The 25,853-nt window shown below is 72.3% G+C and carries 20 protein-coding genes; 15 read left to right on the top strand and 5 right to left on the bottom strand.

Features of this window, described 5'->3' with window-relative positions; genetic code table 11:
- Positions 1-51 precede the first annotated feature (51 nt).
- From ACIHCL_RS20760 to ACIHCL_RS20715, 10 genes are all read left to right on the top strand, one after another.
- Positions 52-1,377 (top strand): ATP-grasp domain-containing protein, encoded by a 1,326-nt coding sequence (locus ACIHCL_RS20760; protein ID WP_399863803.1) that lies wholly within the window; start codon positions 52-54, stop codon positions 1,375-1,377.
- Complete coding sequence (locus tag ACIHCL_RS20755) at positions 1,364-4,270, top strand: condensation domain-containing protein (protein WP_399863801.1); 2,907 nt, start codon at positions 1,364-1,366, stop codon at positions 4,268-4,270. The genes ACIHCL_RS20760 and ACIHCL_RS20755 overlap by 14 nt, the downstream gene beginning before the upstream one ends.
- Positions 4,267-5,532 (top strand): lysine N(6)-hydroxylase/L-ornithine N(5)-oxygenase family protein, encoded by a 1,266-nt coding sequence (locus ACIHCL_RS20750; RefSeq protein WP_399863800.1) that lies wholly within the window; start codon positions 4,267-4,269, stop codon positions 5,530-5,532. Before ACIHCL_RS20755 ends, ACIHCL_RS20750 begins: the two co-directional genes overlap by 4 nt.
- Positions 5,533-5,545: 13 nt before the next feature.
- Positions 5,546-7,147 carry a class I tRNA ligase family protein gene (locus ACIHCL_RS20745; RefSeq protein ID WP_399863799.1) on the top strand — a complete coding sequence of 534 codons (1,602 nt, stop codon included), beginning with the start codon at positions 5,546-5,548 and terminating at the stop codon, positions 7,145-7,147.
- 28 nt (positions 7,148-7,175) lie between these two features.
- Positions 7,176-7,511 carry a cupin domain-containing protein gene (locus ACIHCL_RS20740; RefSeq protein WP_399863798.1) on the top strand — a complete coding sequence of 112 codons (336 nt, stop codon included), beginning with the start codon at positions 7,176-7,178 and terminating at the stop codon, positions 7,509-7,511.
- A complete protein-coding gene (locus tag ACIHCL_RS20735; RefSeq protein ID WP_399863797.1) occupies positions 7,508-8,551 on the top strand; it encodes an NAD(P)/FAD-dependent oxidoreductase in 1,044 nt (347 codons plus the stop codon). The genes ACIHCL_RS20740 and ACIHCL_RS20735 overlap by 4 nt, the downstream gene beginning before the upstream one ends.
- A complete protein-coding gene (locus ACIHCL_RS20730) occupies positions 8,548-9,942 on the top strand; it encodes an MATE family efflux transporter (RefSeq protein ID WP_399863796.1) in 1,395 nt (464 codons plus the stop codon). Before ACIHCL_RS20735 ends, ACIHCL_RS20730 begins: the two co-directional genes overlap by 4 nt.
- Entirely contained in the window at positions 9,914-11,149 is a 1,236-nt protein-coding gene (locus tag ACIHCL_RS20725) for a CaiB/BaiF CoA transferase family protein (RefSeq protein WP_399863795.1), read from the top strand. The genes ACIHCL_RS20730 and ACIHCL_RS20725 overlap by 29 nt, the downstream gene beginning before the upstream one ends.
- Entirely contained in the window at positions 11,146-12,426 is a 1,281-nt protein-coding gene (locus ACIHCL_RS20720; protein WP_399863794.1) for an NAD(P)/FAD-dependent oxidoreductase, read from the top strand. Before ACIHCL_RS20725 ends, ACIHCL_RS20720 begins: the two co-directional genes overlap by 4 nt.
- Before the next feature lie 329 nt (positions 12,427-12,755).
- The gene (locus ACIHCL_RS20715; protein ID WP_399863793.1) at positions 12,756-14,240 is read left to right on the top strand and encodes an amino acid permease; all 1,485 of its coding nucleotides are present in this window, start codon (positions 12,756-12,758) and stop codon (positions 14,238-14,240) included.
- Between the two features lie 19 nt (positions 14,241-14,259).
- Here the strand turns inward: ACIHCL_RS20715 and ACIHCL_RS20710 are convergent, their stop codons facing one another.
- Positions 14,260-15,564 carry an FAD-dependent oxidoreductase gene (locus ACIHCL_RS20710; protein WP_399863791.1) on the bottom strand — a complete coding sequence of 435 codons (1,305 nt, stop codon included), beginning with the start codon at positions 15,562-15,564 and terminating at the stop codon, positions 14,260-14,262.
- 110 nt (positions 15,565-15,674) lie between these two features.
- Complete coding sequence (locus tag ACIHCL_RS20705) at positions 15,675-16,073, bottom strand: DUF6221 family protein (protein ID WP_399863790.1); 399 nt, start codon at positions 16,071-16,073, stop codon at positions 15,675-15,677.
- A gap of 306 nt (positions 16,074-16,379) precedes the next feature.
- Between ACIHCL_RS20705 and ACIHCL_RS20700 the strand changes: the two genes are divergently transcribed.
- The 4 genes from ACIHCL_RS20700 to ACIHCL_RS20685 all read left to right on the top strand — a co-directional run bounded on the left by ACIHCL_RS20700 (position 16,380) and on the right by ACIHCL_RS20685 (position 21,408).
- On the top strand, positions 16,380-17,150 hold the full coding sequence (locus ACIHCL_RS20700; RefSeq protein WP_399863789.1) for a dienelactone hydrolase family protein: 771 nt from the start codon (positions 16,380-16,382) through the stop codon (positions 17,148-17,150).
- 197 nt (positions 17,151-17,347) lie between these two features.
- A complete protein-coding gene (locus ACIHCL_RS20695) occupies positions 17,348-19,222 on the top strand; it encodes a transketolase (RefSeq protein ID WP_399863788.1) in 1,875 nt (624 codons plus the stop codon).
- A 329-nt stretch (positions 19,223-19,551) separates the two neighbouring features.
- Positions 19,552-20,517 carry an aldo/keto reductase gene (locus tag ACIHCL_RS20690; protein ID WP_399863787.1) on the top strand — a complete coding sequence of 322 codons (966 nt, stop codon included), beginning with the start codon at positions 19,552-19,554 and terminating at the stop codon, positions 20,515-20,517.
- Positions 20,518-20,619: 102 nt separating this feature from the next.
- A complete protein-coding gene (locus ACIHCL_RS20685; protein ID WP_399863785.1) occupies positions 20,620-21,408 on the top strand; it encodes an SAM-dependent methyltransferase in 789 nt (262 codons plus the stop codon).
- Positions 21,409-21,531: 123 nt separating this feature from the next.
- Here the strand turns inward: ACIHCL_RS20685 and ACIHCL_RS20680 are convergent, their stop codons facing one another.
- Together ACIHCL_RS20680 and ACIHCL_RS20675 are read right to left on the bottom strand one after the other, a co-directional pair.
- Positions 21,532-22,719, bottom strand: coding sequence for an amidohydrolase (locus tag ACIHCL_RS20680; RefSeq protein WP_399863783.1), 1,188 nt, complete (start codon positions 22,717-22,719; stop codon positions 21,532-21,534).
- 107 nt (positions 22,720-22,826) lie between these two features.
- Positions 22,827-23,237 carry a DUF5997 family protein gene (locus tag ACIHCL_RS20675; protein WP_399863782.1) on the bottom strand — a complete coding sequence of 137 codons (411 nt, stop codon included), beginning with the start codon at positions 23,235-23,237 and terminating at the stop codon, positions 22,827-22,829.
- A gap of 58 nt (positions 23,238-23,295) precedes the next feature.
- On the opposite strand from ACIHCL_RS20675, the gene ACIHCL_RS20670 reads away from it, so the two are divergent.
- Positions 23,296-24,078: a LysR substrate-binding domain-containing protein gene (locus ACIHCL_RS20670; protein WP_399863780.1), complete on the top strand. Its 783-nt coding sequence runs from the start codon at positions 23,296-23,298 to the stop codon at positions 24,076-24,078.
- A gap of 54 nt (positions 24,079-24,132) precedes the next feature.
- Here the strand turns inward: ACIHCL_RS20670 and ACIHCL_RS20665 are convergent, their stop codons facing one another.
- Entirely contained in the window at positions 24,133-25,464 is a 1,332-nt protein-coding gene (locus ACIHCL_RS20665; RefSeq protein ID WP_399863778.1) for a geranylgeranyl reductase family protein, read from the bottom strand.
- Positions 25,465-25,853: the final 389 nt, after the last annotated feature.

Genomic DNA, 25,853 nt, shown 5'->3' with positions numbered 1-25,853 from the left:
ATCCCGTCCGCCCCTGTCCACCGAACCCCCGCGCTGAGAAGAGACCCGCAGATGCTCGACCGCAACCGACCGCACGCCGACCGGTGTCTGCTCTACCTCGACACCCGAGAACTGCCGAACGAACGCGAGGCCGAACTGCGCGCCGCCCTGGACCAGGGCTACCGGCTCGCGGTCGCCACACCGACCCCGGGTGCCTACCGCGGCTACCCGGTGACCCACCTCATCGAGGCACCGGTCGGCGACTACGACAAGGCGGAGGAGGTGATCACCGGATACCTCGGTGAACACTCCCTCACCGTCCACGGGATCGTGGCCTGGAAGGACCGCGAGGTCGAACTGGCCGCCCGGCTCGGAGCCCGGCTGGGTCTTCCCGCGACCGACCCCGACGCCGCCCTCAACGTCCGGGACAAGGTCCGCACCCGCAGGCTGCTGGACGCGATACCGCGCGCCAATCCCCGCTACGCCGTGGTCCGGAGCGAGGAGGAACTCGACGCCGCCGTGGCCGAGGTCGGGATGCCCTGCCTGCTCAAGCCCGCGGGGAACTCCGGCGGCCGGGGCATCCGGCGGATCACGGACCCGGCGGAGGCGGCCGCGGCGTACCGGGAGTTCGTCGCCCACAACGCGGCCCAGCCGGGCGAGATGTTCCACTACTACGCGGACACCGTGCTGGTCGAGGAGGACCTGAGCGGCAGCGAGCACTCGGTCGCCGGGCTCGTCAGCAACGGTCGCGTGATCACCCTGGCCGTCGCCGACAAGAGCTTCGACCGCTCCCTGCCCCTGCAATACCAGAACATCGTCCCCTCCCGCCTGACCCGGGCGGTCCAGGACGAGATCGTCGGACTGGCCCGCCGCGCCGTCGCCGCCACGGGCATCGACCACTGCGGGTTCCACGTCGACATCATGGTCACCGAGAACGGCGTGCGCGTGCTGGAGGTGGGCGGACGCCTGGGCGGCGAGCTGATCAACTCCCACTTGGTGCCGCTCGCCCAGCCGGGACTGAACCCGTACCACGCCCTCCTCGACGTGGTGCAGGGGCACTGTCCACTCGCCCTCGACGACTACACCCGTTCCTTCCACGGTTTCGCGGCTTCACGGGTGCTCATGCCCCCGGCGTTCGGGGTCCTCGACCGGATCACGGGCATCCAGGACGTCCGCCGTGATCCGCGCTGCCGCGGTGTCATGCAGCTCTTCGGTCCGGGACAGGCCATGGTGTCCCCGGACGTGCGCTTCAAGGGGTTCGAGATCGGCTACCTCCTCGCCCAGTGCGGCCCGGAGGAGGACATCGAGGCCACGGTCACCGAGCTCGTGGACCGGATCGGTATCACCGTCACCCCCGTGGATGACACGACCGCGGAGCAGCCCCATGAAACCCGATGAGCAGGTGGTCCACGACCTCGTGAGTGCGCTCCGGCGGCACGCGGTCACCGCACGGGCGGAAGGCGGCAACCTGCGCCTGGACGGCGCCGTCGGGCAGCTCCCACAGGAGATCCTGGGGCGACTGCGCATCCACAAGACGGCCGTTCTCGACCTGCTCGGCCGCACGAGCGGCCAGATGGAACGCACCGGTGGCCACGTTCCGCTCGGCCCGCTGTCAGTGGCCCAGCAGGCCGCCGTGGCCGCCGAACACGACCCGGGATCCGCCCGCGCGGTCCTCAGCCGGAGCGCACGCTGTGCCGGACGACTGGATGCCGCGAGCCTGCACGCCGCGTTCACCCGCCTGTGCGCCCGCCACGAGAATCTGCTCGCCGTGCTCACGGCCGACGGCACCGGGCTCCGGCCACCGGGCGAGGAACCGGTGCGGCGGACCCGGCAGACCGACCCCGCCGCCTTCGACCTGCGCACCGGCCCCGCCTTCCTCCTCAAGGTTCACGAGGAACGGGACGGCACCCGTGTCGAGCTGATCGCCCACCCCCTGGTCGCGGACGAGCGGACCCTCGCCCTCGCCCTCGACGAACTCGCCGCACTGTACGGCGGCCGGGAGCAGACCACCGCCCCGGTGAGCCACGCCGAGTTCACCGCGGCGCAGGCGAGGTACCTCGCCCACCCGGCCACCGCGGCCCGGCGCCACGCCCTGCCGACCGCCGGGCACGCGCTGCGGACACCGGCGCGCGCCACAGCACGGCACATCGCGCCCGAACCCGGCACCGCCGTGACCGCGTTCGCCCCGGAGCTGGGCGTCACCGTCCCGATCCTGCGCCTGGGCGCCTTCCTGCTGGCGGTGCGACGGCTGCGGCTGGCGGACACCGTGGCCGTGGAGCAGCCCAACCGGTCGCCCGGACCGTTCGCCGAGGTGCTCGGGCCGGTAGCCACCACGGCTTTGATCGCCGTGCCGGAGGCCCGGACGGTGAGGGAGTTCCTCGCGGCGGTCCGCGACCGGGTGCTGGACGCCCACGAGGCCCGGGACCTGCCCGCCGACGTCCCGGCGGGGCAGGTGCCGCGCGTTCGTTTCGCCCACCGTTCCGGACCGGTCGACGGACCCGACTTCGCCGGCACCCCGAGCACGCTGCTGCCGGGCGAGACGGACCTGCCCTGCGGCGACCTGTCCTTCGTCCACGCGGAGAGCGTCGGCCTGATCGCCGACCACGACCGGACGGCAGAGGCCGCCGAGGCGGCCGTGGCGGTGACCCGCCTGCACCGCTTCCTGCTGAACCGCCTCGACCGGTGCCTGGACCTCCCCGTGGACGAACTGCCCTGCGAGGAGAGGGCGATCGAGGAAGCCGAGCAGCGGTGGGCGCACGACGCGGCCGTCGTGCACGCGGTGCGGGAGATCTTCGCCGAGGTCCTCGGCGTGGAAGCGGTGGGGGAGAGGGACAGCTTCTTCGAGCTCGGCGGGACCTCGCTGACGGTCGCCAAGGTCGTCTCCCGCGCCCGGCAGCGCCTGGGAACCGCTCCCAGCTTCGCCGACGTCCTGGAGCACCCGACACCGGCCGCCCTGGCCCGCGCGCTGCGGGATTCCGGCCCCCCGTCCCGGCCCGTGCTGGAGCGACGCCCGCCCGTCACGGAACTGCGCGCCTCACCGCAGCAGGTCCGGTACTTCCTCAGCTACAACATCGACCCGGACCGGTCGGGCCGGATCACCGTCCTGCTGGACGAGTGGGAGGACGCCGAGGCGTTCCGCACCGCGGTGGCGAGCGTGGTGAGACGGCACGAGCTGCTGCGAACCGGGTTCTTCACGGACGACGCGGGCCGGCTGCACCAGCGCATCCTGCCTTCGGCGGAACCCGACATCACCGACGTGCGGCTGGACGCCGAGGACCCGGCAGAGAGGCGCGCGGAACTCGACGCCCTGATGCGGACCCACACGTTCGACCTGGCGTCCCCGCCCCTCCTCAAGGTGTTCGTCGATCCGCGTCCCGACGGGGGCGCGACGGCCGCGGTCGGGGTGTTCAGCGGCATCCTGGACGCCTACTCCCAGGGCACTCTGGCCAGGGAGCTGCGAACCTCCTACGAGGCCGTGCGGCAGGGACGCCCGGCGGAACTGCCCTCGCCGAAGCTGCAGTACCAGGACTTCTGCCGGTGGCAGCAGGAGCGGGCGGACAGCCCGGAGTTCGCCACGGCGCGGTCCTTCTGGGAAGAGCGGTATCCGGCCGGCCACCCAGGGTTCCACCTCCCGGCCACCGGCGGGGAGCGGGCGGGCGCGATGCGGATGTTCCTGCTCGGCGAGGACCTCAGCGAGCAGGCCCGCAAGGCCGCCGCCTCGTGCGGGTCCAGTCTGTTCGGCTTTCTGCTGGCCAACTTCTTCGAGAGGGCCGCGGACCTCTACGGCCGCGACGACGTGTCGGTCGGAGTGCTCTACCACGGCCGGGAGAGCGAGGAACTGGCCGACCTCGTCGGTTACTTCGTCGACCTGTTCTGCCTGCGTTGCGACATCCGGCGCCCGGAGGGTTTCTGGGAACTGGTCCGCCGGGTCAACCAGGAGCTGTTCCAGGCCGTGGACGCCCGGGTGTACCAGTACCAGGACCTGTCCGCCCACCTCGGCGGCTCACCGACCGACCCCGTGTTTCCGGTGACCGGCTTCCACGTCAACAACGTCATAGTCCCCGGCAGGACCGAGCATGTGGGCCCCGACTTCGCGACGCGGGTACTCGATCTGCCGTACCGGCCGAAGTTCGACTTCAACATCTACGTGCACGAATCCGACCGCGGCATCCTGATCAGGATGGCGTACGCCACCACCGTCGTGTCCCACGAGCGTGCCGCCGCCCTGGCGGAGGACTTCGTCCGGGAGGTCCGGCGCAACGTCGAGGCCGTCGTCGGAGGTGCGTCATGAGGGACACCTATGGGCTGATCGGCGTGGGCATCGGGGTCTTCAACCTCTCCCTCGCCGCTCTGCTGGAGGAGAACGGCTACCGCGACGCGATCTTCTTCGACCGGCAGCCGGAGATGACCTGGCACGGCGGACTGCTGCTGGAGTCCTCGGAGCTCCAGGTGCACTACCTGAAGGACCTGGTCACCCCGGTCGACCCCACCAGTCGCTTCAGCTTCCTGAACTACCTCAGCCGGCGCGGAGTGCTCTACCAATTCCTCAACCGCCGCGGCGGCGCCGTGAGCCGCACACAGTTCCAGCACTACTTCCGCTGGGTCGCGGACTCCCTTCCGAGCACCCGCTTCGGTTCCACCGTGGAGGAGACCCGGTTCGACGGGGAGATGTTCCGGGTCCGGGTCGACGGAGAGGAGTACCGGTCCCGGCACCTGGCCGTCGCCACCGGGCCGCGACCCGCCGTGCCCGACTGCGCCCGGCCGCACCTGGGCGACCGGGTCTTCCACGCCCACGACTACCGGCACCACCGTGAGAACCTGCGCGACGCGCGCATCGCGGTGATCGGCGGCGGCCAGTCCGGGGCCGAGGTGGTGCTCGACATCATGGAGAGCCTGCCGCACCGACGGCTGGCCTGGTACGGCAGACGGCCGGCCTTCTCCCAGTTGGAGGACAACTCCTTCATCAACGACCTCTACGCACCCAGCTTCGTCCAGGGATTCCGGGAGGCCCCCGAAGCCAGGCGCCGCGAACTGCTGCACCGGCTCGCGATGTCCTCGGACGGCATCACCCAGCACCTCGTCGACGACATCTACCGGCTGGCCTTCGAGCGCACCTTCTTCTCCGCGCACCAGCACGACTACGACTTCCGCGCGGGACAGGAACTCGTGGCCCTGCGCCCCGCCGACGGCGGCGGGTACGAGCTGACGGTGCGTTCCTGGATGGACGACCGGCTGCGCACCGAGACCGCCGACGCCGTCGTCCTCGCCACCGGCTTCGAGCCCTCCACCTGGGAGCACCTGCACGCCGTCCTCGGCAAGGAGGCCCTGTACGAGAAGGAGGGGAACCTGCCCGTGGGCCCGGATTTCCAGGTCCAGTGGCGGCATCAGGACACCAACAGCATCTTCGTCCAGAACGGCAGTCGGCTGTGCGTGGGTCTCGCCGACCCCAACCTCAGCATCGCCGCGTGGCGTGCCGCCATGATCGCCAACAGCGTGCTGGGGCGGGAGGTCTACAACCCGAACCCCGATACCCCGCTCGTCCGTTTCGCCTAGCCCTGGGGAAGTGATGGTCAAGCTCGCCCTCGATGGATCCGACCGGTACCTGTTCATCTCGGCCAAACCCGCCCCCAACGGCGGTGTGCACCTGGGCCATCTGGCGGGCCCCTATCTGCGCCAGGACATGCTGCGCCGCCACTACCGGTCCAGGGGCGCCGCGGTCACCGTCGTCTGCGGCACCGACCCCGTCGACTCGTTCATCGCGCTGCGTGCGGTGCAGGACGGCCGGGATCCGGACCAGGTGGCGCACGGCTACTTCGCACAGATCCAATCCGACTTCGCCGCGCACGACATCGTCTTCGACGCGTTCATCGATCCGCTGTCCGACGACTGGCGCGAGCGGTACGTGGCTTCGTTCGCCGAGGTGCTCGCCCACGCGAAGACCGCTGGCCGCCTGCGGGTGGACACCGTGCCCTTCCCGTTCCGCGGCAAGGACGGACCGGGCGCCTCGGGCGCCTGGCTGTGCGGCGGATGCCCCGACTGCGGGGCAGGGGTCTCCGGGTACTTCTGCGAGGACTGCGGGGCGCACTTCGATCCGTCGGAGGTCCGGGCCCCCCGGCTCCGTTTCCCCGGCGAGGACCTCGTGTTCGAGCCCTCGGCCGACTCCTTCTTCGACATCGCCGACCCGGACGCCCGTCTCGCCTCGCTGGCGCGTATCGGGGTCCCCGAGCAACTGCGCGCGGTGGTGGCCCGGCAGTTCGGCGCGGGGCGTACGCGCATCCGGCTGACCGAGCCGTCCGAATGGGGCATTCCGGTGGAACCGGGTGCCCGGAGCCGCTACTTCGGCCATGGGCTGCTGTACGGATACTGCCGTCTGCTCGGCGACCTCTACCGTGAGGTCACCGGCGACCGTGTCCACCCCTTCGACGCGGAGTCCTCGGTCACCAGTGTCAATCTCTTCGGTATCGACAACACCGTCTCGCACATGGTCAACATCCAGGCCGTGGGTGAGGAAGTGGCCGGTTGGAAGGGCTTCGACGGTTTCGTCGTCAACCGGTTCCTCCGCCTGGAGGGCCGCAAGATCTCCACGAGCGCGCGCCATCTGATCCAGGCCGCCGATCTGACCGGATCGTGCGGTCTGGAGAGCGACGGCATCCGGTTCACCCTGGCGGCGACCAGCCCGACCCACACCGAGGTCGACCTGCACGTCGAAGACTTCGTACGCACCTACAACGAGGTCTTCGTCGACTCCGTGTGTCGCGCCGTGGTCGCGGAGGCCGAGGAACTGCGCGGGGAACCCGCCATCGCACCATCCGAGGAGATCACCCGCCGATTCGAAGAGGTGTTCACCCGCGTGTGCGACGGGCACCGCTTTCCCGTGTACGACCCGGCCGAGCAGGTGCGTACCGTCCTCGACTGGATGGCCACGCGCTCCGGTGCCGGCCCCACGGACCGGTACGGCCGGCTGAAGGGGCTGGCGCTGCTGCTCTACCCCATCAGCCCACGCCTGGCCACCTGGGCCTGGCGTTCTCTCGGCGCGGACGGGGAACCGGCATACGCCGCGTATGCGCGGCCGACCGTCCCCCGTCCCGTCGACTCGCCGCCGGTCCCCCCGTACGCGAACCCGCAGCGGCTGCGCGCCGCGATCCCCACCGCGGGCGCCCTCCGCTGACCTGCCCACCCCCACCCCGAGGAGTACCGTGCTGAACCGTTTCCCCTTCGGCCCGCCGTCGTCCAGCCGTCCAGGCGTGGAGCTCCGCGAGGCTGACTTCACTGCCTTCGGTGCCGATCGCGTCCCCTTCGAGGGCGGCCGTTTCACCCTGGAGCCGGGGGCGGTCTCCAAGCCCGACACCCACCAGGTCTCGGAGTGCTGGATGATCGCCCAGGGCTCCGGGCTGCTGACGTACGACGGCGCCGACTACCCGGTCACCACCGGTGAGTACCTCTTCTTCGAACCTCAGAAGACGCATTTCATCCACAACGACGGCTCGACTCCGCTGGTGATCCACACGGTGTGGTGGCTGGAGCAGGAATGAGCCTCGCCACCCTCCCCGGCTACGACACCGTGCTCGTGGGCGCGGGCGTCCTCGGCTGCGCACTCAGCCACCGGCTTGCCGCAACCGGCCGCCGCGTCGCACTGCTGGACCGGCGGACCGTCGGCTCGGGATGCAGCACGCATGCCGGCGCCATAGCCTCCCCGCTGGCCCGGGGCGACCGGCTGCGCGCGATGTCGGCCCGGAGCCGCCGGTGGTACGACGAGTACCGCCGCGTCCACCCTCAGGCCCCCATCCGCACCCTGCCGACGCTCTTCCTGTGCGCCGCGGGCCGCGAGGCGGAGCTGCGCGAGCGCAGCACGGAGCCATTGACCCCATGCCCGGAAACCGCGCTCCCGGAATGGGTCGCCAGACCTCCGCACACCTCGGTCCTCGGCGGTCCGCGGGCTCTCCACGGGCAGGTTCTGGAGCTGTGCAGGTCATGGAGCACGGATCCCGCCGTCGACGTGTACGAGTGCGCTCCGGTGCGCGGTTGGGCGCACCGGTCGAGCGGGTTCACCGTGGACCTTGCGGACGGACGGAGTCTGCGTACGGGGGAACTGGTGCTGGCCAAGGGCGCCTGGCTCGACGCCGCGGACCTGCCACCGGGTGCGCCGCCGCCGCGGACCAAGAAGATCGTGTCCTACACACTCGCGCTGCCCGCCTCGCCTGCCGACCCGCTGGTCTATCTCGCCGACCACGACGCGTTTCTGCTGCCCCGTCCCGAGCGGGCGCAGTGGTGGCTGAGCATCACCTCACCGGAGTGGGACCGCCGGCCCGAGGACGAGCCGGCGGCCTCCGCCGAGGACCTGCGCATCGCGCACGACGTCCTCGGGCGCTACGCCCCCCGAGCCCTGCCCGCCCTGCGCGGTGCCAGCGTGCACTGCGACTCCTACACCCCCGACGGCGGCCCGATGGTCACCGCCGCTCCGGGCCACCCGCTGGTCGCGCACGGCGGATCGGGCAGCGGCTTCCGCTACGCGCCCGCCGTCGCCGAAGCGGCACTTCACGCACTCGCCGCCGGAACGGGAGAGACACCATGAGCCTGCGACCGCGGGCACCGCTCACCGAAGCGCCCGTCATGCGCAGCATCGCCGGCGCCGGCCTCGCAAACCTGCTCACCTCGGTGATCCTGGTGGCGCGCAACCTGCTCGACGGCTACTACGCCGCACGGGTCTCCACCGACGCACTCGCCTCCTTCGCCCTGGTGATCCCCGTCATCATGCTGCTCATCGGGCTGAGTCACGGCGTGAGCGTCGCCGCCGGCAACGTGCTGACCACCCGCAGCGGCAAAGGCACTCCGCCGACGCCCGCCTTCGTGTGCCACGCGGTCGTCACCGCCCTCGGCACCGGACTCGTGCTGGCGGCACTGCTCGGCGCGGCAGCCCCGGTGGCGATCGACCTGTACGGTGCGGCGCCGGAGATCCGGGAGCACGCGCTGACCCTGGCGATGTGGCTGATCATGGGCATGCCCGTGCTCTTCCTGTACGGGGTCCTCACCGCGCTGCTGCGCGCACTGGGCGACGCGGCCGGCGCGGCGAGGGCGGCGACCGCCGGGCTGCTGATCGGCGTGGCGGTCACCCCCCTACTGGTCTTCCTCGTCCCGCCCTTCCCCGACGCCCCCCTGGTCGGCATCGCTCTCGGCCTGCAGGTGGGCTACGCGCTCACCTCCGTCCTGGTGGCCGTGCGCCTCAAGCGGCACGGCCTGCTCGGCGGACGTCCGGACAAGGCCACGTTCCGCAGCGACCTGACCGAGTTCGCCCGGCGTGGCCTGCCGGTTGCGATGACCAACCTCGTCACCCTGGGGGCCGCCTTCGGCGTGACGGGGGTGATGGCGCAGGCAGGCCGCGAGGCCACGGCCGCCTTCGGCGTGGTGTCCCGGCTCGACCTGTTCCCGCTGACCGTCGTCAACGCCATCGTCCTCGCGGTGGTGCCGTTCGTCGGGCACAACTTCGGCGCGGGCAACAAGGACCGGGTGCGACGCGGGATCACCGCCGCGCTGACGCTGATGCTGTGCTCCTGGGCGGTGCTCGGCACGATCCTTGCGGTGGCGGCGCCGACCGTCGCCCGACTGTTCGGTCTCACCGGCGGGACGGCCGCCATGGCCACCGACTGGCTGCGGCTCTCCGCCCTGGCCTTCTTCTTCCAGGGCGTGACCATGACCTCCATCGCCCTGCTCCAGGTCATGGAGCGACCGCGTACCGCGCTCCTCGCCAACATCGCCTACCTGTACGCGCTGCAACTGCCCTGGCTGGTGTTCCTCGCGGACGGCGGGACCGAGGGGCTGTACCGGGCCGTCGCGGGCTCGCAGATCGTCGCCGGTTCGGCGTTCCTGCTGGTCGGAGCCTGGCTGCTCCTCCGGCGGTCCCGGATGGCACACATGTCCACAGAAGGAGGGAATGGGAATGTCCCCGAAGTACAGTCCGCCGGGTGACGCCGACGACCGGCCGCTGTCCGGGATCACCGTCGTCGATCTGACCCGGGTACTGGCGGGCCCGTACTGCACGATGATCCTCGCCGACCACGGTGCCAGGGTGATCAAGGTCGAACGCCCCCAGGGGGGCGACGACGCCCGGGGATACGGCCCGCACGCGGGTGGCCACTCCGCCTACTTCGAGTCGGTGAACCGCAACAAGGAGAGCATCGCGCTCGACCTGCGGTCCGCGGCGGACCGCCGGATCTTCGAGCAGATCGTGGGCGAGGCCGATGTGCTGACCGAGAACTTCCGGCCCGGGACCATGGAACGGCTGGGCTACGGATGGCCCGAACTGCACGAGCGGTTCCCCTCCCTCATCTACGGCAGCGTCTCCGGGTTCGGCCAGAGCGGCAGCCCGCACCGGGACCGCCCCGCCTACGACATGGTCGTGCAGGGCATGTCGGGGATGATGTCGGTGACCGGCCGGCCCGGTGGAGAGCCGACCAGGGTCGGGGTGAGCATCGGCGACCTCGCCGCCGGGCTGTTCCTCACCGTCGGCATCACGATGGCGCTGCTGCGCCGGGCCCGCACCGGAAAGGGAAGCCAGGTCGACATCGCCATGCTGGACTGCCAGTTGGCGCTGCTCGAGTACTCGATCGGCCGTCATCTGGTGACCGGGGAGGTCCCCGGGCCCGTGGGCACCTACCGCCCGGGCCTGCCGCCCCCGTTCGGTCAGTTCCGCACCGCGGACGGACATATGGTCATCGCCGCGGGCAACGACAAGCTGTTCGCCGGCCTCTGCACGGCGCTGGGCCGCCCCGGGCTGAGCCAGGATCCCAGGTTCGCCGACGGCGAGTCCCGCAAGGACAACGAGGCGGGACTGACCAAGGAGATCGAGACGGTGCTCGCAGGCGGGAGCACCGAGCACTGGTGCGAGGTGCTGGGCGCCGGGGGTGTGCCGTGCGGCCCCATCAACACGGTCGACCGGATGCTCGCCGACCCGCATGTCGCGGGCCGGTCGATGCTGGTGGACGCCGTCGGCGGCGGCGCCCTCACGAAGGTGGTGGGAACCCCGCTCAAGTTCTCCGACGTCCCCGACCTGACGCGGGTCACCGCCGCACCGGCACTCGACCAGCACCGCACGGGGATCCTCGGCGACCTGGGCGTCCGCACGGAGGACGGGCCGGAGGCGCGCACCGGACACGGAAACGGACCGGCGTCGTGACGGGCACCGCACTGTGGGCGCTGCGGCCGTGGACGCCCCGAGCCGACGACCCGCCCCAGTGCTCCGACACACTCGTCGTGGGAGGCGGACTCACCGGCCTGATCGCGGCCCTGGAACTCCAGAGCCGTGGAGCGTCCGTCACGGTACTGGAAGCCGGGCAGGCCGGTGCGGGAGCCTCCGGACGGGCCTTCGGCTCGCTGGCGCTGGGCTGCACCGCGAGCCCGGGAGCCCTCACGAAGAGGTACGGCCCCGAGCAGGCGGTCCGGATCTGGCGCGAGTCCTCGAACGCGGTGCACGTATGCCTCCAATACCTGTCCGAGTGGGGCGTCCGCGCCGACCTCCACCGCGCAGGCCACGTCAGGGTGGCCGTGCGCCGCGGCCAGGAGGACGAGATACGCGCGCAGTTCGAGCAGTGGAGGCGCCTGCTGCCGCACGAGGAGCTGAGCCTGGCCACCGGTGACGAGCTGGCCGCCGAGTTCCCGGGTGCGGGATTCCGCCTCGGGCTGGTGGACCGGGCCTCGGCGTCGCTCGATCCGTACCGTCTGCTCGGCGAGTTGGTGACCCGTTTCCAGGACCGGGGCGGTCGCTTCGTCGAGCACACCCCGGTCACGCGCATCACCCGGGCCGGCGACCGGTTCACCGTGCTGCACCGGCGAGGCAGGACCGCGGCCGACAAGGTGCTCGTGGCGACGGACGGGCACACCGGCGATCTCCTGCCGTGGCTGGGGCGGCGGGTGTACCCCGTGGGCAGCTACATGATCGCCACCGCACCGCTGCCGCCCGGGCTGCGCGACGCGTTCAGCCGGCGGACCGTCACCACCGCGGATGTGCGCAAGAACTACTTCCGGGTGACGGGCGAGGGGCGGCTGGTCTTCGGCGGACGGCTCGACCTGGCCGTCGACGTCCCACCCGCCCGGATCGAGGCCCGGCTGCGCCGCGCCATGCTGAGCCGGTTCCCCGCCCTGCGGGACATCGGGGTCACCCACGCCTGGGGCGGCCGGCTGGGCTTCACGTTCGACCAGGTTCCGCACGTGGGTACGCGCGACGGCGTGCACTACGCGGTGGGGTACTGCGGCCGAGGGCTGCCGATGTCGGTCGTCCTCGGGCGGCTGATGGCCCACCGGGCCCTGGACGAGAAGACCGCGTCCGCGTTCGGTGACGGACCGTTCCCCGCACGCTGGTACTTCCGGAGCACTCCGTGGTTCGTGCCCCTGGTCGCGGGGGCGCATCGGGTGCGGGACCTCGCACACCGCCGACGCGGCTGGGAGCGGGCGTAGGCAAGGAGCGTGGGGGGTTGCCCCGACGGAGGTCGGCGGACCCGAACAGGGACAACCCCCGAGCGGCGGGTCCGCGGGGCGCGGCGAAGGATGCGCCGATTCGTCCACCTGGATCCGTTCGTTTTCCGGTCGAACCGGGTGATTCAGTGAATAATCACGGCGATTTCGTCTGAGGTGTCCGATAACTGAACATAGAGGGAATCCCCCGGAGATGGTCGTGGTGGGTGTGTGTCCGCACACCGGGCCGCCACCGCAGCGCGGGCCGGGGCCGCGACGCCGCCCCCGCGCAACCGGGGACGGCCCCCAGAAGGATGAAAGGCTCACCACCCATGGACGACCCCGGAACCGTTCCGCCATCGGCTCCGGCCCCGGCCGGAGGCCGTGCCCTCGCCCGGACGGGGGGCCCGTCGTCCCCGGGGGACCCGCGGCATCCGGAGTCCTCGGGAGCCCCGTCGCAGTCCCCGGACCCGGCGCACCGCCTGAAGGCCCCGACGCGCGAGGGCGGCAGCAGGCACGCCCGGCGCTTCGGGCTCCCGGTGGCCACCGCCCTCGTCATGGGCAACATCATCGGCGGCGGGATCTTCCTGCTCCCGGCGTCCGTCGCCCCGTACGGCACCATCAGCCTCGTCGCCTTCGCAGTGCTCACGGCCGGTGCCATCGCACTCGCGCTCGTCTTCGGGCGGCTCGCGCACCGCGACCCGCGCACCGGGGGGCCGTACGTCTATGTGCGCGAGGCGTTCGGCGACTTCGCGGGCTTCCTGGCCGCCTGGTCGTACTGGATCACGACCTGGGTGAGCAACGCGGCGCTGGCCGTCGCCGCCGTGGGCTACTTCGACGTGCTGCTGCCCCTGCACGGTTCGCCGTGGCTGATGATGACCACCGCGCTCGTGGTGCAGTGGCTTCCGGCGCTGGCCAACCTCGCCGGAACGCGCTACGTGGGCGCGGTGCAGCTCGTCTCGACCGTGCTGAAGTTCGTCCCGCTGCTGCTCGTCGCGATCGGCGGGCTGTTCTTCTTCGACGCGGACAACCTCGGCCCCTTCCGGGCCACGGGCGGCGGCGCCCTCGGCGCGGTCTCCGCTTCCGCCGCGATCCTGCTCTTCAGCTACCTCGGCGTCGAATCGGCGGCGGTCAGCGCGGGGGAGGTGCGCGACCCGCGGCGCAATGTCGCAAGGGCGACCGTTCTCGGCACGCTCGGCGCGGCGCTGGTGTACCTGCTGGGCACCCTCGCCGTCTTCGGCACCGTCGCGCACGACAGACTGCTCACCTCGCACGCCCCCTTCACCGATGCCGTCAACGCCATGTTCGGCGGCACCTGGGGCGGCGCGGCGGTCGCCTGCGCGGCCCTGGTGTCGATCGTGGGCGCGCTCAACGGCTGGACGCTGCTCAGTGCCCAGACGGCGTACGCCACCGCCCGCGACGGGCTGTTCCCCGCGCGGTTCGCGGTGAAGCGGCGGGGTGTGCCCACCTTCGGCGTGGTCGTCACGGTCCTGCTCGCCTCGCTGCTGACCGTCTACGACTACATGGCCGGGACGACCCGGGTGTTCGAGATCCTGGTGCTGGTCACGACCTTCACCGCGACCGTTCCGTACCTCCTGGCGACGGCCGCCCAGCTGTACTTCCTCGCCTCGGGACGGCGCGACCGGGTCCGCCCGGCCCGCCTGGCCTGTGACGCCGTGCTCGCCCTGGCGGCCTTCGGCTTCTCCATGTGGCTCCTGGCGGGCTCCGGCTACGCCGCCGTCTACCAGGGCGTGCTGTTCCTCTTCGCGGGAGTCCTCGTCTACGCCTGGATGTCGGCCCGCAAGGTACGCGCCTGACCCGACCGCCGCCCGGCCCTCACCCCGCCGTGCGGCGCCCCGGGCGCGCGGCCGGGCGCACCGAGGCGGCGGGCGGGCGCTCGCGCAGGGCACCGTAGGCGAAGAAGTACGCCGGCAGGCGGTTCAGCCACCGCGAGGCGGTGGCCAACTCGCTCAGCCGCCGGGCGCGCCTCTGATCGCCGAACGCCGGACGGCCGGACAGGACCGGTTCGATGAGATTGCGGTGGGCGAAGCGCTGCAGGGCCTGCGTCGTGGCGGTCGTCGGCAGGCGGCGGTGCTGGACACGGCGTACGGTGCGCAGGCCGACCGTCCCCTCGCGCAGCGGGCCGACGAGATACCGTGCGGCAGCCACCGCGTCCTCGACGGCGAGGTTGATGCCGATGCCGAAGACCGGCGACATCGCGTGCGCGGCGTCGCCGATGCACAGCAGCCCCGGGCGATGCCAGCGCCGCAGGCGGTCCAGCCGTACGTCGAGCAGCTTCACCTCGTCCCACGAACCGAGTGCGTGCACGCGGTCCGCGAGCCAGGGGACGGCGGCCGCGAACGCGTCCATGAACCGGTCGAGACCGGCGGCGCGGCGCCGGGCGTCGGTCCCCTTGGGGATGAGCGTGGCGCACTGCCAGTAGTCCCCGCGGTCGATCATGGCGCTGACGAACCGGTCGCCGACGCCTCCCACGAGCCCGTGCGGGTCGCCTTCCCGCCGCGGCAGCCTGAACCACCAGGCGTCCATCGGGCAGGCGAAGTTCCGCAGCCCCAGTTCGGGCAGCGACCGGGCCAGCGAGAACCGGCCGTCGCACGCCACGGTGAGGGCGGCATGCAACTCTCCGGTGCGGCCGTCGGACGTGCGGTACCGCACTCCGGTGACCCTCCCCCGGACGTCCGGCCTCGCCCGGCCGGCGGTGACGCCCACGCGTTCCGTCAGGAACCCGGTGGCCTCGGTGTTCATCCGGAGGGAGAACGACGACTCCCGCCGGGCCTCGTCCACGAGCAGGTTCAGCAGGTCCCACTGGGGCACCATCGCGATGTAGTTGTACGGGCCCCGCAGCACGCCGATGTCCCCGACGGTGACGAGCGAGCGGTCCGGGCCGAGGGGCACCTGCACCTGCGTCACCCGCCGCTGCGGCAGCCGGCCGAACCTCGCGGCCAGCCCTAGGTCCTCCAGCAGCCCCAGGGTGGACGGATGCACGGTGTCACCGCGGAAGTCGCGCAGGAAGTCGCCGTGCTTCTCCAGGACCGTGACGGCCACCCCCGCACGGGCCAGCAGCAGCGCGAGGACCATTCCGGCAGGGCCGCCGCCCACCACGCAGCAGGTGGTTCGCTCCATGGCCACCACTCCCTCCGGTGCGCATCCCGTGCCGGTGACGACAGGGGATGTATACCCCCCGGTGCCGCCCGGGGCGCGCGGTGCGGGGCCGGGATCCGGGACCGCGGACGCTAATGGATGAACCGGGGCAGCCATTTCGCCCGGTAGTCGGGATGGCCGGCGTGCTCCGCGGCCAGCTGCCGTACGGCGAAACCGAGACCGACCGCGCGACCGGACGAGAAGTCGTGCTCGGGACGGTCGGTGTCCTGGTCGGCGACCTCCGCGTACTCGTTGAGGAGCACTCGGCTCGTCTCGATGCGGCGCTGCGTGCGCGCGGGGTCCTGGAGGGCGATGTGCCGATCGAAACCGTGACCCCGCAGGCTGAAGGTGATGGCGCCGGTCCGGTCGTGGACCTCGCCGGACACATCGGTCGGGCAGCGCCAGCTGTCCCCGCCCGCCGCCTGCGCGATCTGCTCCTCCTCGGCGAGACGTGCCCGAACGAATTCGATCATCTCGGAGTTGTCTGTCATCGGGGTTGTGAATCCTTCACCGTCCTGGTCCCCTGCCGGAAACCGCACCTGCTGTCCGCCCGAGTACTGTTCATCGACCGAGGCTGCCGCACGACGATACCGAGTCGGGGGACCGGAACAGTGTTCATGACATGGCCGGAGCCGCCCGCGCGCCCCGCCGACCGGCCGGCCGCCTCCGCCCCCGGCGATCCCCGCGCGCCGGACGGCCGCGGAAAGCGGGGGAGAACCGTCGCGAGCGGGAGGAACCGCCGTGAGCGGGACGTCAGAAGAACCGCCGCACGCGAGACGCGAGAGGAACGACTGCCCATGACCGCTGTGCTCGGGACATCCGTGGACATCCCCACACCGGACGGCGTCGCCGACGCCTACCTGGCCCATCCCGACGACGCGGGACCGCATCCCGTGGTCCTGCTCTACATGGATGCCTTCGGGCTCCGTCCCCGGCTGAGGGCGATGGCCGACCGGCTCGCCGGAGCCGGCTACACCGTCCTGGTCCCCAACGTGTTCTACCGCCACGGCCGGGCCCCCGTGGTCGAACTGCCCGACTTCATCGACCCCGCCGCCCGTCCGGAGCTCTTCGAGCGCCTCGGGCCGATCATGCAGTCGCTCACCCCCGACCTGGCGATGCGCGACGCCGACGCCTACCTGACCTGGCTGTCGCACTGCCCCGTGGCCGCCGACGGGCCGGTCGCCGTCACGGGCTACTGCATGGGCGCCGGACTCGCCCTGCGCACCGCGGGGACGCACCCGGACCGGATCGCGGCGGCGGCCTGTTTCCACGGCGGAAGGCTGGCCACCGACGCCGCCGACAGCCCCCATCGGCTCGCCGACCGGATCAGTGCGGAGCTGTACTTCGGCCACGCCGACCAGGACCCCGCGCTGCCGCCCGAGCAGATCGCGCTTCTGGACAAGGTCCTCACCGCGGCGGGCGTGAGCCACCGCAGTGAGGTCTACGCCGGAGCACGGCATGGATTCACCCAGGCGGACACCGCCGCGTACGACCACGATGCGGAAGAACGTCACTGGACGGCCCTGCTGGCCCTGCTGGACCGCACCGTCGGATCGGCCCGCGCCTGAATCGCGGCCCGCGCGCCCGGGACATACGGTCGGCAGGGGGCGCGGCGCCGTGCCCGGCTCCGCGCCGTACCGCTCCCGGGCGCCCCGCATCCGCGCGCCGACGCTGCCCGGAAGCGCGGAACGGGACGGTCCGGCGCGCGGGGCGGGAAGCGGAGGACAGCGGACAGGAAGCGGGGGACGGACGAGAGGAGGCCGTGATGGCGGCCGAGAACACCCGCACCGCCCTGGGACCCGGCAGCGGCTTGGACGAGGTCTTCGAGCTGGCCCAGCAACTGCGCGTGGACTCCGTCCGCGCCAGCACCTCCGCCGGTTCCGGGCACCCGACCTCCAGCCTGTCCGCCGCCGATCTGATGGCGGTCCTCATGACGCGCCATCTGCGCTACGACTGGCAGGACCCGCGCAACCCCGCCAACGACCACCTGATCTTCTCCAAGGGGCATGCCTCGCCCCTGCTGTACGCGATGTTCCTCGCCGCCGGCGCGATCGACGAGGAGGAGCTGATGACCACGTACCGCCGCGCCGGAGCCCGCCTCCAGGGCCACCCCACCCCGGCGCTGCCCTGGGTGGACGCGGCCACCGGCTCGCTGGGCCAGGGCATCGCCTACGGCGTCGGCATCGCGCTCGCCGGTCGGGACCTGGAGCACGAGCCGTACCACGTGTGGGTGCTGTGCGGTGACAGCGAGATGACCGAGGGCTCGGTGTGGGAGGCCCTGGACAAGGCGGGCCGCCACCGCCTGGCCAACTTTGCCGCGATCGTCGACGTCAATCGTCTCGGCCAGCGCGGCCCCACGGAGCTGGGCTGGGACACCGGTGCCTACGCCCGCCGCGCCGAGGCGTTCGGCTGCCGCGCCCTCGTCGTCGACGGCCACGACCTCGCGGCCGTCGACGAGGCCCTGGCCACCGCCCGCGACGGGCAGGCCCCCACCGTCGTCGTCGCCCGGACCGTCAAGGGCCAGGGTGTCTTCGAGGTCGCGGACGCCGAGGGCTGGCACGGCAAGGCGCTGCCCGACGACCTCGCCGCACGCGCCGTCGCCGAACTCGGGGGCGTACGCCACCTCACCGTGCGCGGCCAACGGCCACCCGAGGCCCCCGTGGTCGCCCCGCCCGCCCCGGTGCCGGTCGCCCTGCCGAAGTTCCGGACGGGCGAATCCGTCGCCACCCGCGTCGCCTTCGGCAAGGCGCTCGCCGCGATCGGCGCCCGGCCCGACATCGTGGCCCTGGACGCGGAGGTGGGGAACTCCACGCACGCGGAGGACTTCGGCAAGGCCCATCCCGAGCGGTACTTCCAGACCTACATCGCCGAACAGCAGATGATCGCCTCCGCGGTCGGCATGGCCGCACGCGGCTACCGCCCCTACGCCACCACCTTCGCCGCTTTTTTCACCCGGGCGCACGACTTCATCCGCATGGCGGCCGTCTCCGGGATCTCCATGAGCCTGTGCGGAACCCACTGCGGCGTCGAGATCGGTGCCGACGGACCCTCCCAGATGGGCCTGGAGGACCTCGCCATGATGCGTGCCGTCCACGGCTCCACCGTGCTCTACCCCTGCGACGCCACGTCCACCGCCGCCCTGACCGCCGCCACGGCGTACCTGGACGGCATCACCTACCTGCGCACCACCCGGGGCGCCTACCCCGTCCTCTACGCCTCCGACGACACCTTCCCCGTCGGCGGTTCCAAGACCGTGCGTTCCGGTCGCGACGACCGGGTCACCCTCCTGGGCGCGGGCGTCACCCTCCACGAATGCCTCGCCGCGGCGGACCTGCTGGCCGCCGACGGCGTTCCCGCGCGCGTCGTCGACCTGTACTCCGTCAAGCCGCTGGACCACGACACGCTGGCCCGCGCCGCCCAGGAGACCGGCGCTCTGGTCGTCGCGGAGGACCACCACCCCGAAGGCGGCATCGGGGAAGCGGTGCTGTCGGCGCTCGCCGCGCATCGACTCAATCCGGCATTCGCCCATCTCGCCGTGCGCAATCTGCCGGGTTCCGGAACCAGCGCCGAACTGCTCGACGCCGCGGGCATCTCCCGCACCCACATCGCACGGACCGCGCGGGAGCTCGTCGGGCGGTGAGCGCGGCGCGCGGGGGCCGGGCGGACCGTGCGTCGCGGACGGTTCCCTCCGGCCCGGACACCGCGGCCGGTGACCGCAACGCCGTGCGGCGGGCCGGCCGGGGCGCCCTCGAAGCCCCCGGACGGTACGCCGCGGGCGGTGCGGGTCAGGACTACGGTTCCCCGTGGGAGCGCGGCCCGGGGCGTCCGCCATGGTGCGCGCCAGGACGGCGGTTCTCACTAAAACCACCCGGCGCGTCCGTCTCAAGTCGCCTATCGTCGGGGGCGGTTCCCGGCGCGAGCCACCCCACGGCCGGGACGAGGGCGATGACGAGGACGAGGAGGACGACTGTGCGCTTGCGCGCGCTGGGACGCAGTGGGTTGTCGGTTTCCGAGATCGGATACGGTGCCTGGGGCATCGGGGAGTCCAGCTGGGTAGGGGCCACGGAGAGCGAGTCCGTGCGAGCCCTGCACCGTGCGGTCGACCTCGGGGTCAACTTCGTGGACACCGCCCGTGGTTACGGCGAGAGCGAACGGATCGTGGGCAGGGTCGTCCGCGAACGGTCCGGCGACGAGGTGCTCGTCGCCACCAAGGTGCCGCCCAGGAACGGGGTGTGGCCGGCGCCCGAGGGCATCGACCCGGCGGAGGTGTTCCCGGGTGAGCACATCCGCGAGAGCCTGGAGACCAGTCTGCGCGTCTCCGGCCTGGACCACTTCGACGTCCTGCAGTTCCACGTCTGGAGCGACGACTGGGTCGGCCGCGGCGACTGGCTGGAGACGGTCACCGCACTCAAACAGGAGGGCAAGATCCGCCTGTTCGGCGTCTCCGTCAACGACCACCGGCCCGACAGCGCGCTCGCGCTCGTGTGCAGCGGCGCCGTGGACAGCGTGCAGGTCATCTACAACATCTTCGATCAGGCGCCGGCCGACGAGCTGCTGCCGGCCTGTACGGAGCACGGCGTCGGCGTGATCGTCCGGGTGCCGCTGGACGAAGGCGGTCTGACCGGTCACATCACCGCGGGTACGACGTTCCCCGAAGGCGACTGGCGCGCACGGTACTTCCGGGACGACCGCCCGGCGCAGGTCGAACGGCACGTGGACGCGATCGTTTCCGACCTCGGCATCGGACCTGACGAGATCGCGGAGTACGCCCTGCGGTTCGTACTGAGCGCGCCGGCCGTCTCCACCGTCATCCCCGGCATGCGCAGCGTGCGCAACGTCGAGCGCAACACGGCCGTGAGCGACGGGCGTCCGCTCACCGCGGAGCGGCTCGCCGTACTCGCCCGGCACCGGTGGCAGCGCAACTTCTACTCCTGAGCCCCGAGTTCCGCACCGGGTGCCGCACGCGAGCCCGCATCCGCGCGGAAGCGGGCCGCATCGGCCGGGCGCGGAGAGCGACGACGGACCGGACGGAGGAGCATGAACCGGCAGGAGGCCGAACGGACCGGCGTCCGGGCCCATTCGGCACGGGTGTACGACTGCGTCCTGGGCGGCAAGGACCACTACGAGGTGGACCGCCGGGCGGCCGAGGCCGCGTTGCGGGCCTGGCCCGGTCTGCGGACGAGCATGCTGGCGAACCGGGCGGCGATGCGGCGCATGGCGCACTGGCTGGCGGCACAGGCCGGGATGCGCCAGTTCCTCGACATCGGAACCGGCATCCCCACCGAGCCCAATCTGCACCAGATCGCGCAGGGCGTGGCCCCCGGGGCCAGGGTCGTCTACGTCGACAACGACCCGGTCGTGCTCGCGCACGCCGATGCCCTGATGCGCAGCACCCCCGAGGGCCGGACCGCTTACATCCAGCGCGACATGAACGCCCCCGGCACGCTTCTGGCCGACCCCGTCCTCCACCGCACCCTCGATCCGACGAAGCCCGTCGCGGTGATGGTCATCGCGATGCTGCAGTTCGTCGCGGACGCGCAGGGCCTGGTCGAGACACTGATGGAACCGCTCGCATCCAGAAGCCATCTGGCGGTGACGCTCGCCACCGCCGACCTCGCGCCGGGATCGGAGGCCCTCGCCCGCGAGTACACCGAGCGCGGCATCCCCATGCGTCTGCGCGACCGGGCGGAGGTCGAACGACTGTTCACCGGCCTGGAGCTGGTGGACCCGGGCGTCGTGCCGATGACCTCCTGGCGGCCCGAGCCGGGCGAGGAACCGCCCGCGACCACGACGAACATGTACGCCGGGGTGGCGCGCAAACCCTGACCCCGTTCGGCCACCGGCCGAGAACCCCCGAGGGAGGGGCAAGGACGCCGCCTCGACGAGACGGATCCCGGCCCCTCCCGGCCGGATTCGTACCCGGCCGTGTGCACGTGGTCACACGGGGAGTCAGACCAGCAACTCGCCGTCCCTGACGACCACACGACCGCCGGAGATCACGAGCCGGCGGCGCGGTGTGCGGACGAGGGCGTCCTGGACGTTCTCGGCGTCCAGCAGAACGATGTCCGCGCGCGCTCCCGCGACGAGGTCGTGGACCCGGCGGTGGACGAAGCCCGCCGCGCGCGAGGAGGACAGCTCCACCGCGTGGGCGAGGTCCTCGTCGGTGCGCAGACCGTTGAGGCGTGCGAAACCGAGCGCGATGCCCAGCACGTCGCCGTCGCCGAAGGGCGACCAGAGGTCCCGGATTCCGTCGGTGCCCAGGCCGAGCGGGATGGAACGGTCCCGCATCCCGGCCCAGGGGAGCGGCGCGGTACGGGGCAGGGCCACGGTCGACCAGGCGATGCCGGTCTCCGCGCAGCCGTCGAGAAGCTCCTGCTGTCGGCTCGCCGGGAGCTCCCCGAGGGCGAAGCCGTGGGAGATCGTCACTCTGCCGTGCAGGCCGGAGCGCCGGACACGGTCGATGATGAGCTCGAACTGGAAGGCGCCGAGCTCCCCGCCGTCGTGCAGATGGATGTCGAGCCCCACCCCGCGCCGCTCCGCGATGTCGAACAGCCCGTCGAGCTGCGCCACGGGGTCGCGGTCGATGGACGCGGGGTCGAGGCCGCCGATGCTCGTCGCCCCCGCCGACGCCGCCCGGTCGAGCAGCTCCAGCACGCCGGGGCGGCGGATCACGCCGTCCTGCGGGAACGCGACGATCTCCACCTCGATCGCGCCGCCCAGCGCGTCCACCGCCTCGCGCACGGTCTCGATCCCACGCAGCCCGACGCCGAGGTCGACGTCCACATGGCTGCGCACCGCCGTCGTGCCGTGCCGCAGGAACTCGCGGAGCACCGCCGCGGTCGAGTCGGAATTCGGGATACCAAGACGATCGCGCACGGCGCGTTCATGGGCGATGCGTCCCTGCGTGGTGGGCTCGCCGCCGTACGCGACCCACGGCTGCCCCCACCAGCTCTTGTCCACGTGGGCGTGTGCGTTGATGAAGCCGGGGAGGGCGAGGAGGCCGCCACCGTCCAGGCGTTCGCCACCCCCGATGGCGCTGCCGACGGGCACGACGGCGTCGATCCCGGCCCCGGACATCACGATGTCCACAGGCTCCGCACCCCAGGGGCGGACGTTCGTCAAAGTCGCATGGGTCATGCGGGGATGGTATGCCAAAACCCCTCCCGTGGAGCATTGGGCTCCGCGGGAGGGGGACATGAGGGGGACATGGGGACGCCGCGGCGCGGCGCGGGTCAGCCGCGTGGTCAGGCGCTCCGTTCGGCGCGCGCCGCGTGCTGCTCCTTCTGCGCCTTCTTCTCCTTGACGCGTGCCGCTTCCTTGCGGACCTCCGCCTGGGTGGCGCGTTCCCGCTGGAGCCAGTCCGGGTTCTCCTGCTTCAGCTCCTCGATCTGCTCCGTGGTGAGGGCCTCCGTGATCCCGCCGCGGGCGAGACCCGAGATGGAGACGCCCAGCTTCGCCGCGACCACGGGGCGCGGGTGCGGGCCCGTGCGCCGCAGTTCGCGCAGCCACTCGGGCGGATCGGACTGCAATGCGTTCAGCTCGGTGCGCGAGACGGCTCCCTCCCGGAACGCGGCGGGGGTGGCCTCGAGGTACACACCCAGCTTCTTCGCCGCGGTCGCGGGCTTCATCGTCTGGGCGGTCTTGTGCGACGTCATGGTGTCCAGGGTATCGAGCACCTGCACCACCGCTGACCAGGGCCGGTACCCTTGCGGGGTGACCAGCTCGGAAGAAACCCCCTCGTTCCGGCTCGCGTACGTCCCGGGGGTGACGCCCGCCAAATGGGTGCGGATCTGGAACGAGCGGCTGCCCGACGTCCCGCTGACCCTCATCGGGGTGCCGGCCGCCGAGGCGTCCGGCCTGCTGAGGGACGGCGGCGCCGACGCGGGCCTGCTGCGGCTGCCGACCGACCGGACGGGCCTCAGCGCGATCCCCCTCTACACCGAGACGACGGTCGTGGTGGTGCCGAAGGACCATGTCGTCGCGGCGGTCGACGAGGTCCTCGTGCAGGACCTCGCCGACGACGTCGTGCTGCACCCGCTCGACGACACCCTCGAATGGGAGGACCTGCCGGGGCGGCCCGCGATCGAACGGCCCGCCACGACGCGGGACGCAGTCGAACTGGTGGCGGCGGGAGTGGGGCTCCTCGTCGTCCCGCAGTCACTCGCCCGCCTGCACCACCGGAAGGACCTCACCTACCGGACGGTGACCGACGCCCCCCACTCACGCGTCGCGCTGTCGTGGCCGGAGGACGAGACGACAGACCTGGTGGAGGACTTCATCGGTATCGTCCGCGGGCGGACCGTCAACAGCACCCGGGGCCGTCCCAAGCCCCCGCCGGAGCCGAAGGGCAAGCGCCCCGACACGGGCGGCGCGCGTCGCGGGCCCGCCGCCGGCGGAACCGGGGGCAAGGCGGCCGGAAGGGGACGCCAGGGCGGGACCGGCGGCTCCAAAGGTGCCAAGGGCGGCAAGCGCGGAAGGCCCCGCCGCCGGTCCTGAGGACCGCCCCGCCGTCCCCGGCGGGCACCCGACGCGAGCCCGCCGCGGCCGGGCTCAGCGCCCGCTTCGCGTCCTCGGTTCCGGTACGACGCGTACGACGCCGTTCAGCAGATGGTCGGTCAGATCGCGCGACGGCCGGTCCGTGAGGTTGGTCAGCAGCCGGGCCAGGGCGTTCAGCAGGAACGGCGACCCCATCACGTACCGGTTCAGGACCGGCTGGAACCCCGAACGGCTGAAGACGAGGTCGGCGGCCGCGTTGCCCAGCCGGTAGTAGCGCCCCCAACGGCGGTTCATCTCGACCGGGTAGCCGCGCAGGACCCGTTCCCGCCCGGGTCCCGGGGGAAGGGCCAGCGCGAGCGCGGCGGTCTCGGCCGCGACTTCCCCCGCCTCCAGCGCCTGCCCGATGCCCTCGCCGTTCCAGGGGCTGATCATGCCTCCGGAGTCGCCGACGAGGAGAAGACCGCGGGTGTAGAGGGGATGGCGGTTGAACCCCAGCGGAAGGGCCGCGCTCCGCACGGGGCCCTCGGCGTTCTCCTCGCGCAGCCCCCATGCGTGCGGGGTGCGGGCCAGCCACCGGTCCAGCGCCGCGCGCAGATCGGCGGCGCCGTGCCGGCGGTGCGGCAGCGCGCCGAGACCGACGTTGACCCGGCCGTCGCCCATGGGGAAGATCCACCCGTAGCCCGGCAGATAGTGGTCGCCGTCCGGGAACCGCAGGTCGGCCCACAGCTCCAGGTACTCCTCCCGGGAGCGCTCCGGGCTGCGGTAGTAGCGGCGGGCGGCCGTGGCGATCTGCCTGCGGGGGTCCCGCCGCAGGCCCATGGCGAGCGCCAGGCGGGCCGAAGCGCCGTCGGCGGCGACCACGATCGGCGCGCGGTACGACAGGGGCTCCTTCGTCCCGGTCGTGGCGGCGGTGACGCCGGTGATCCGCCCGGCCCGGTCGGTCGACGGTCCGGTCACCTTCACCCCGGTGCGCAGCCGGGCTCCGGCGGCGGCGGCGTGCCGGGCGAGGATGTCGTCGAAGTCGTGCCGGCTGCGGGTCAGTCCGAAGTCCGGGTAGCGCCCGAGCGCCGGCCAGTCGATGTGCACCCGGTGGTCCCCGGCGACCCAGCGCATTCCCCGTGAACGCGTCCATCCCGGGGCTTTGATGTCGACGCCCATCCGGATGAGCTGGTGCACCGCGCGCGGCGTCAGGCCGTCCCCGCACACCTTCTCCCGGGGAAAGCGGGACTTCTCCAGGAGCAGGACGTCGATCCCCGCCCGGGCGAGATGGAAGGCCGCGGCCGAGCCCGCGGGCCCCGCCCCGACCACGATGACCTGGGCCTCCTCGTCGGGCCCGGGAACGGATGCCTTGCCCGACGCAGAGCTGTCCGGTGTCGTTTCGCGCATAAGACCCCTCTTCCTCCTGTTTCCGCGCCACCGGTGCCGTACCGGGGGCGGCGGCCGAGGGTCTCATCTTCGAGCAGGGAAAGCCGGGGCGGAACCAGGCGTGGCGCCCGGCACTCTTCCGTTCGCAGCACTGGGCCGCGCCGTCGAACGGATGATGCGCGTGGTGATCACGCCCATGCCGTGTCCGGAGCCACCGCGGTCGCGCTCAGTACGGCAATGGGCGGCCGGACGGGGTACGGAGATCGAGGGGGCGCGGCCTCGACGGCGACTGCGGACGTCGGACGATCCTGATGCGGCCCACGGCCACCACCTCCACTTGGATTACCGGTCGTATGCCCATTGGGCCGCTCCTTCATGCGGTCCCGCCCGGATCGGCCGACCCGGACCGG

It is taken from the genome of Streptomyces sp. NPDC052042, from assembly GCF_044548345.1.
GTDB lineage: Bacteria > Actinomycetota > Actinomycetes > Streptomycetales > Streptomycetaceae > Streptomyces.
Note: the sequence above shows the minus strand (reverse complement) of the source record. Positions and strands in the feature narration are given on the sequence as shown.

Bases quoted from the DNA above. Each gene is read 5' to 3' on its own strand.
- ACIHCL_RS20750 (WP_399863800.1), top strand. From the start codon at position 4,267: ATGAGGGACACCTATGGGCTGATCGGCGTGGGCATCGGGGTCTTCAAC.
- ACIHCL_RS20700 (WP_399863789.1), top strand. From the start codon at position 16,380: ATGACCGCTGTGCTCGGGACATCCGTGGACATCCCCACACCGGACGGC.
- ACIHCL_RS20685 (WP_399863785.1), top strand. From the start codon at position 20,620: ATGAACCGGCAGGAGGCCGAACGGACCGGCGTCCGGGCCCATTCGGCA.
- ACIHCL_RS20715 (WP_399863793.1), top strand. From the start codon at position 12,756: ATGGACGACCCCGGAACCGTTCCGCCATCGGCTCCGGCCCCGGCCGGA.
- ACIHCL_RS20680 (WP_399863783.1), bottom strand. From the start codon at position 22,719: ATGACCCATGCGACTTTGACGAACGTCCGCCCCTGGGGTGCGGAGCCT.
- ACIHCL_RS20735 (WP_399863797.1), top strand. From the start codon at position 7,508: ATGAGCCTCGCCACCCTCCCCGGCTACGACACCGTGCTCGTGGGCGCG.
- ACIHCL_RS20755 (WP_399863801.1), top strand. From the start codon at position 1,364: ATGAAACCCGATGAGCAGGTGGTCCACGACCTCGTGAGTGCGCTCCGG.
- ACIHCL_RS20675 (WP_399863782.1), bottom strand. From the start codon at position 23,237: ATGACGTCGCACAAGACCGCCCAGACGATGAAGCCCGCGACCGCGGCG.
- ACIHCL_RS20745 (WP_399863799.1), top strand. From the start codon at position 5,546: ATGGTCAAGCTCGCCCTCGATGGATCCGACCGGTACCTGTTCATCTCG.
- ACIHCL_RS20730 (WP_399863796.1), top strand. From the start codon at position 8,548: ATGAGCCTGCGACCGCGGGCACCGCTCACCGAAGCGCCCGTCATGCGC.
- ACIHCL_RS20710 (WP_399863791.1), bottom strand. From the start codon at position 15,564: ATGGAGCGAACCACCTGCTGCGTGGTGGGCGGCGGCCCTGCCGGAATG.
- ACIHCL_RS20695 (WP_399863788.1), top strand. From the start codon at position 17,348: ATGGCGGCCGAGAACACCCGCACCGCCCTGGGACCCGGCAGCGGCTTG.
- ACIHCL_RS20665 (WP_399863778.1), bottom strand. From the start codon at position 25,464: ATGCGCGAAACGACACCGGACAGCTCTGCGTCGGGCAAGGCATCCGTT.
- ACIHCL_RS20760 (WP_399863803.1), top strand. From the start codon at position 52: ATGCTCGACCGCAACCGACCGCACGCCGACCGGTGTCTGCTCTACCTC.
- ACIHCL_RS20725 (WP_399863795.1), top strand. From the start codon at position 9,914: ATGTCCCCGAAGTACAGTCCGCCGGGTGACGCCGACGACCGGCCGCTG.
- ACIHCL_RS20705 (WP_399863790.1), bottom strand. From the start codon at position 16,073: ATGACAGACAACTCCGAGATGATCGAATTCGTTCGGGCACGTCTCGCC.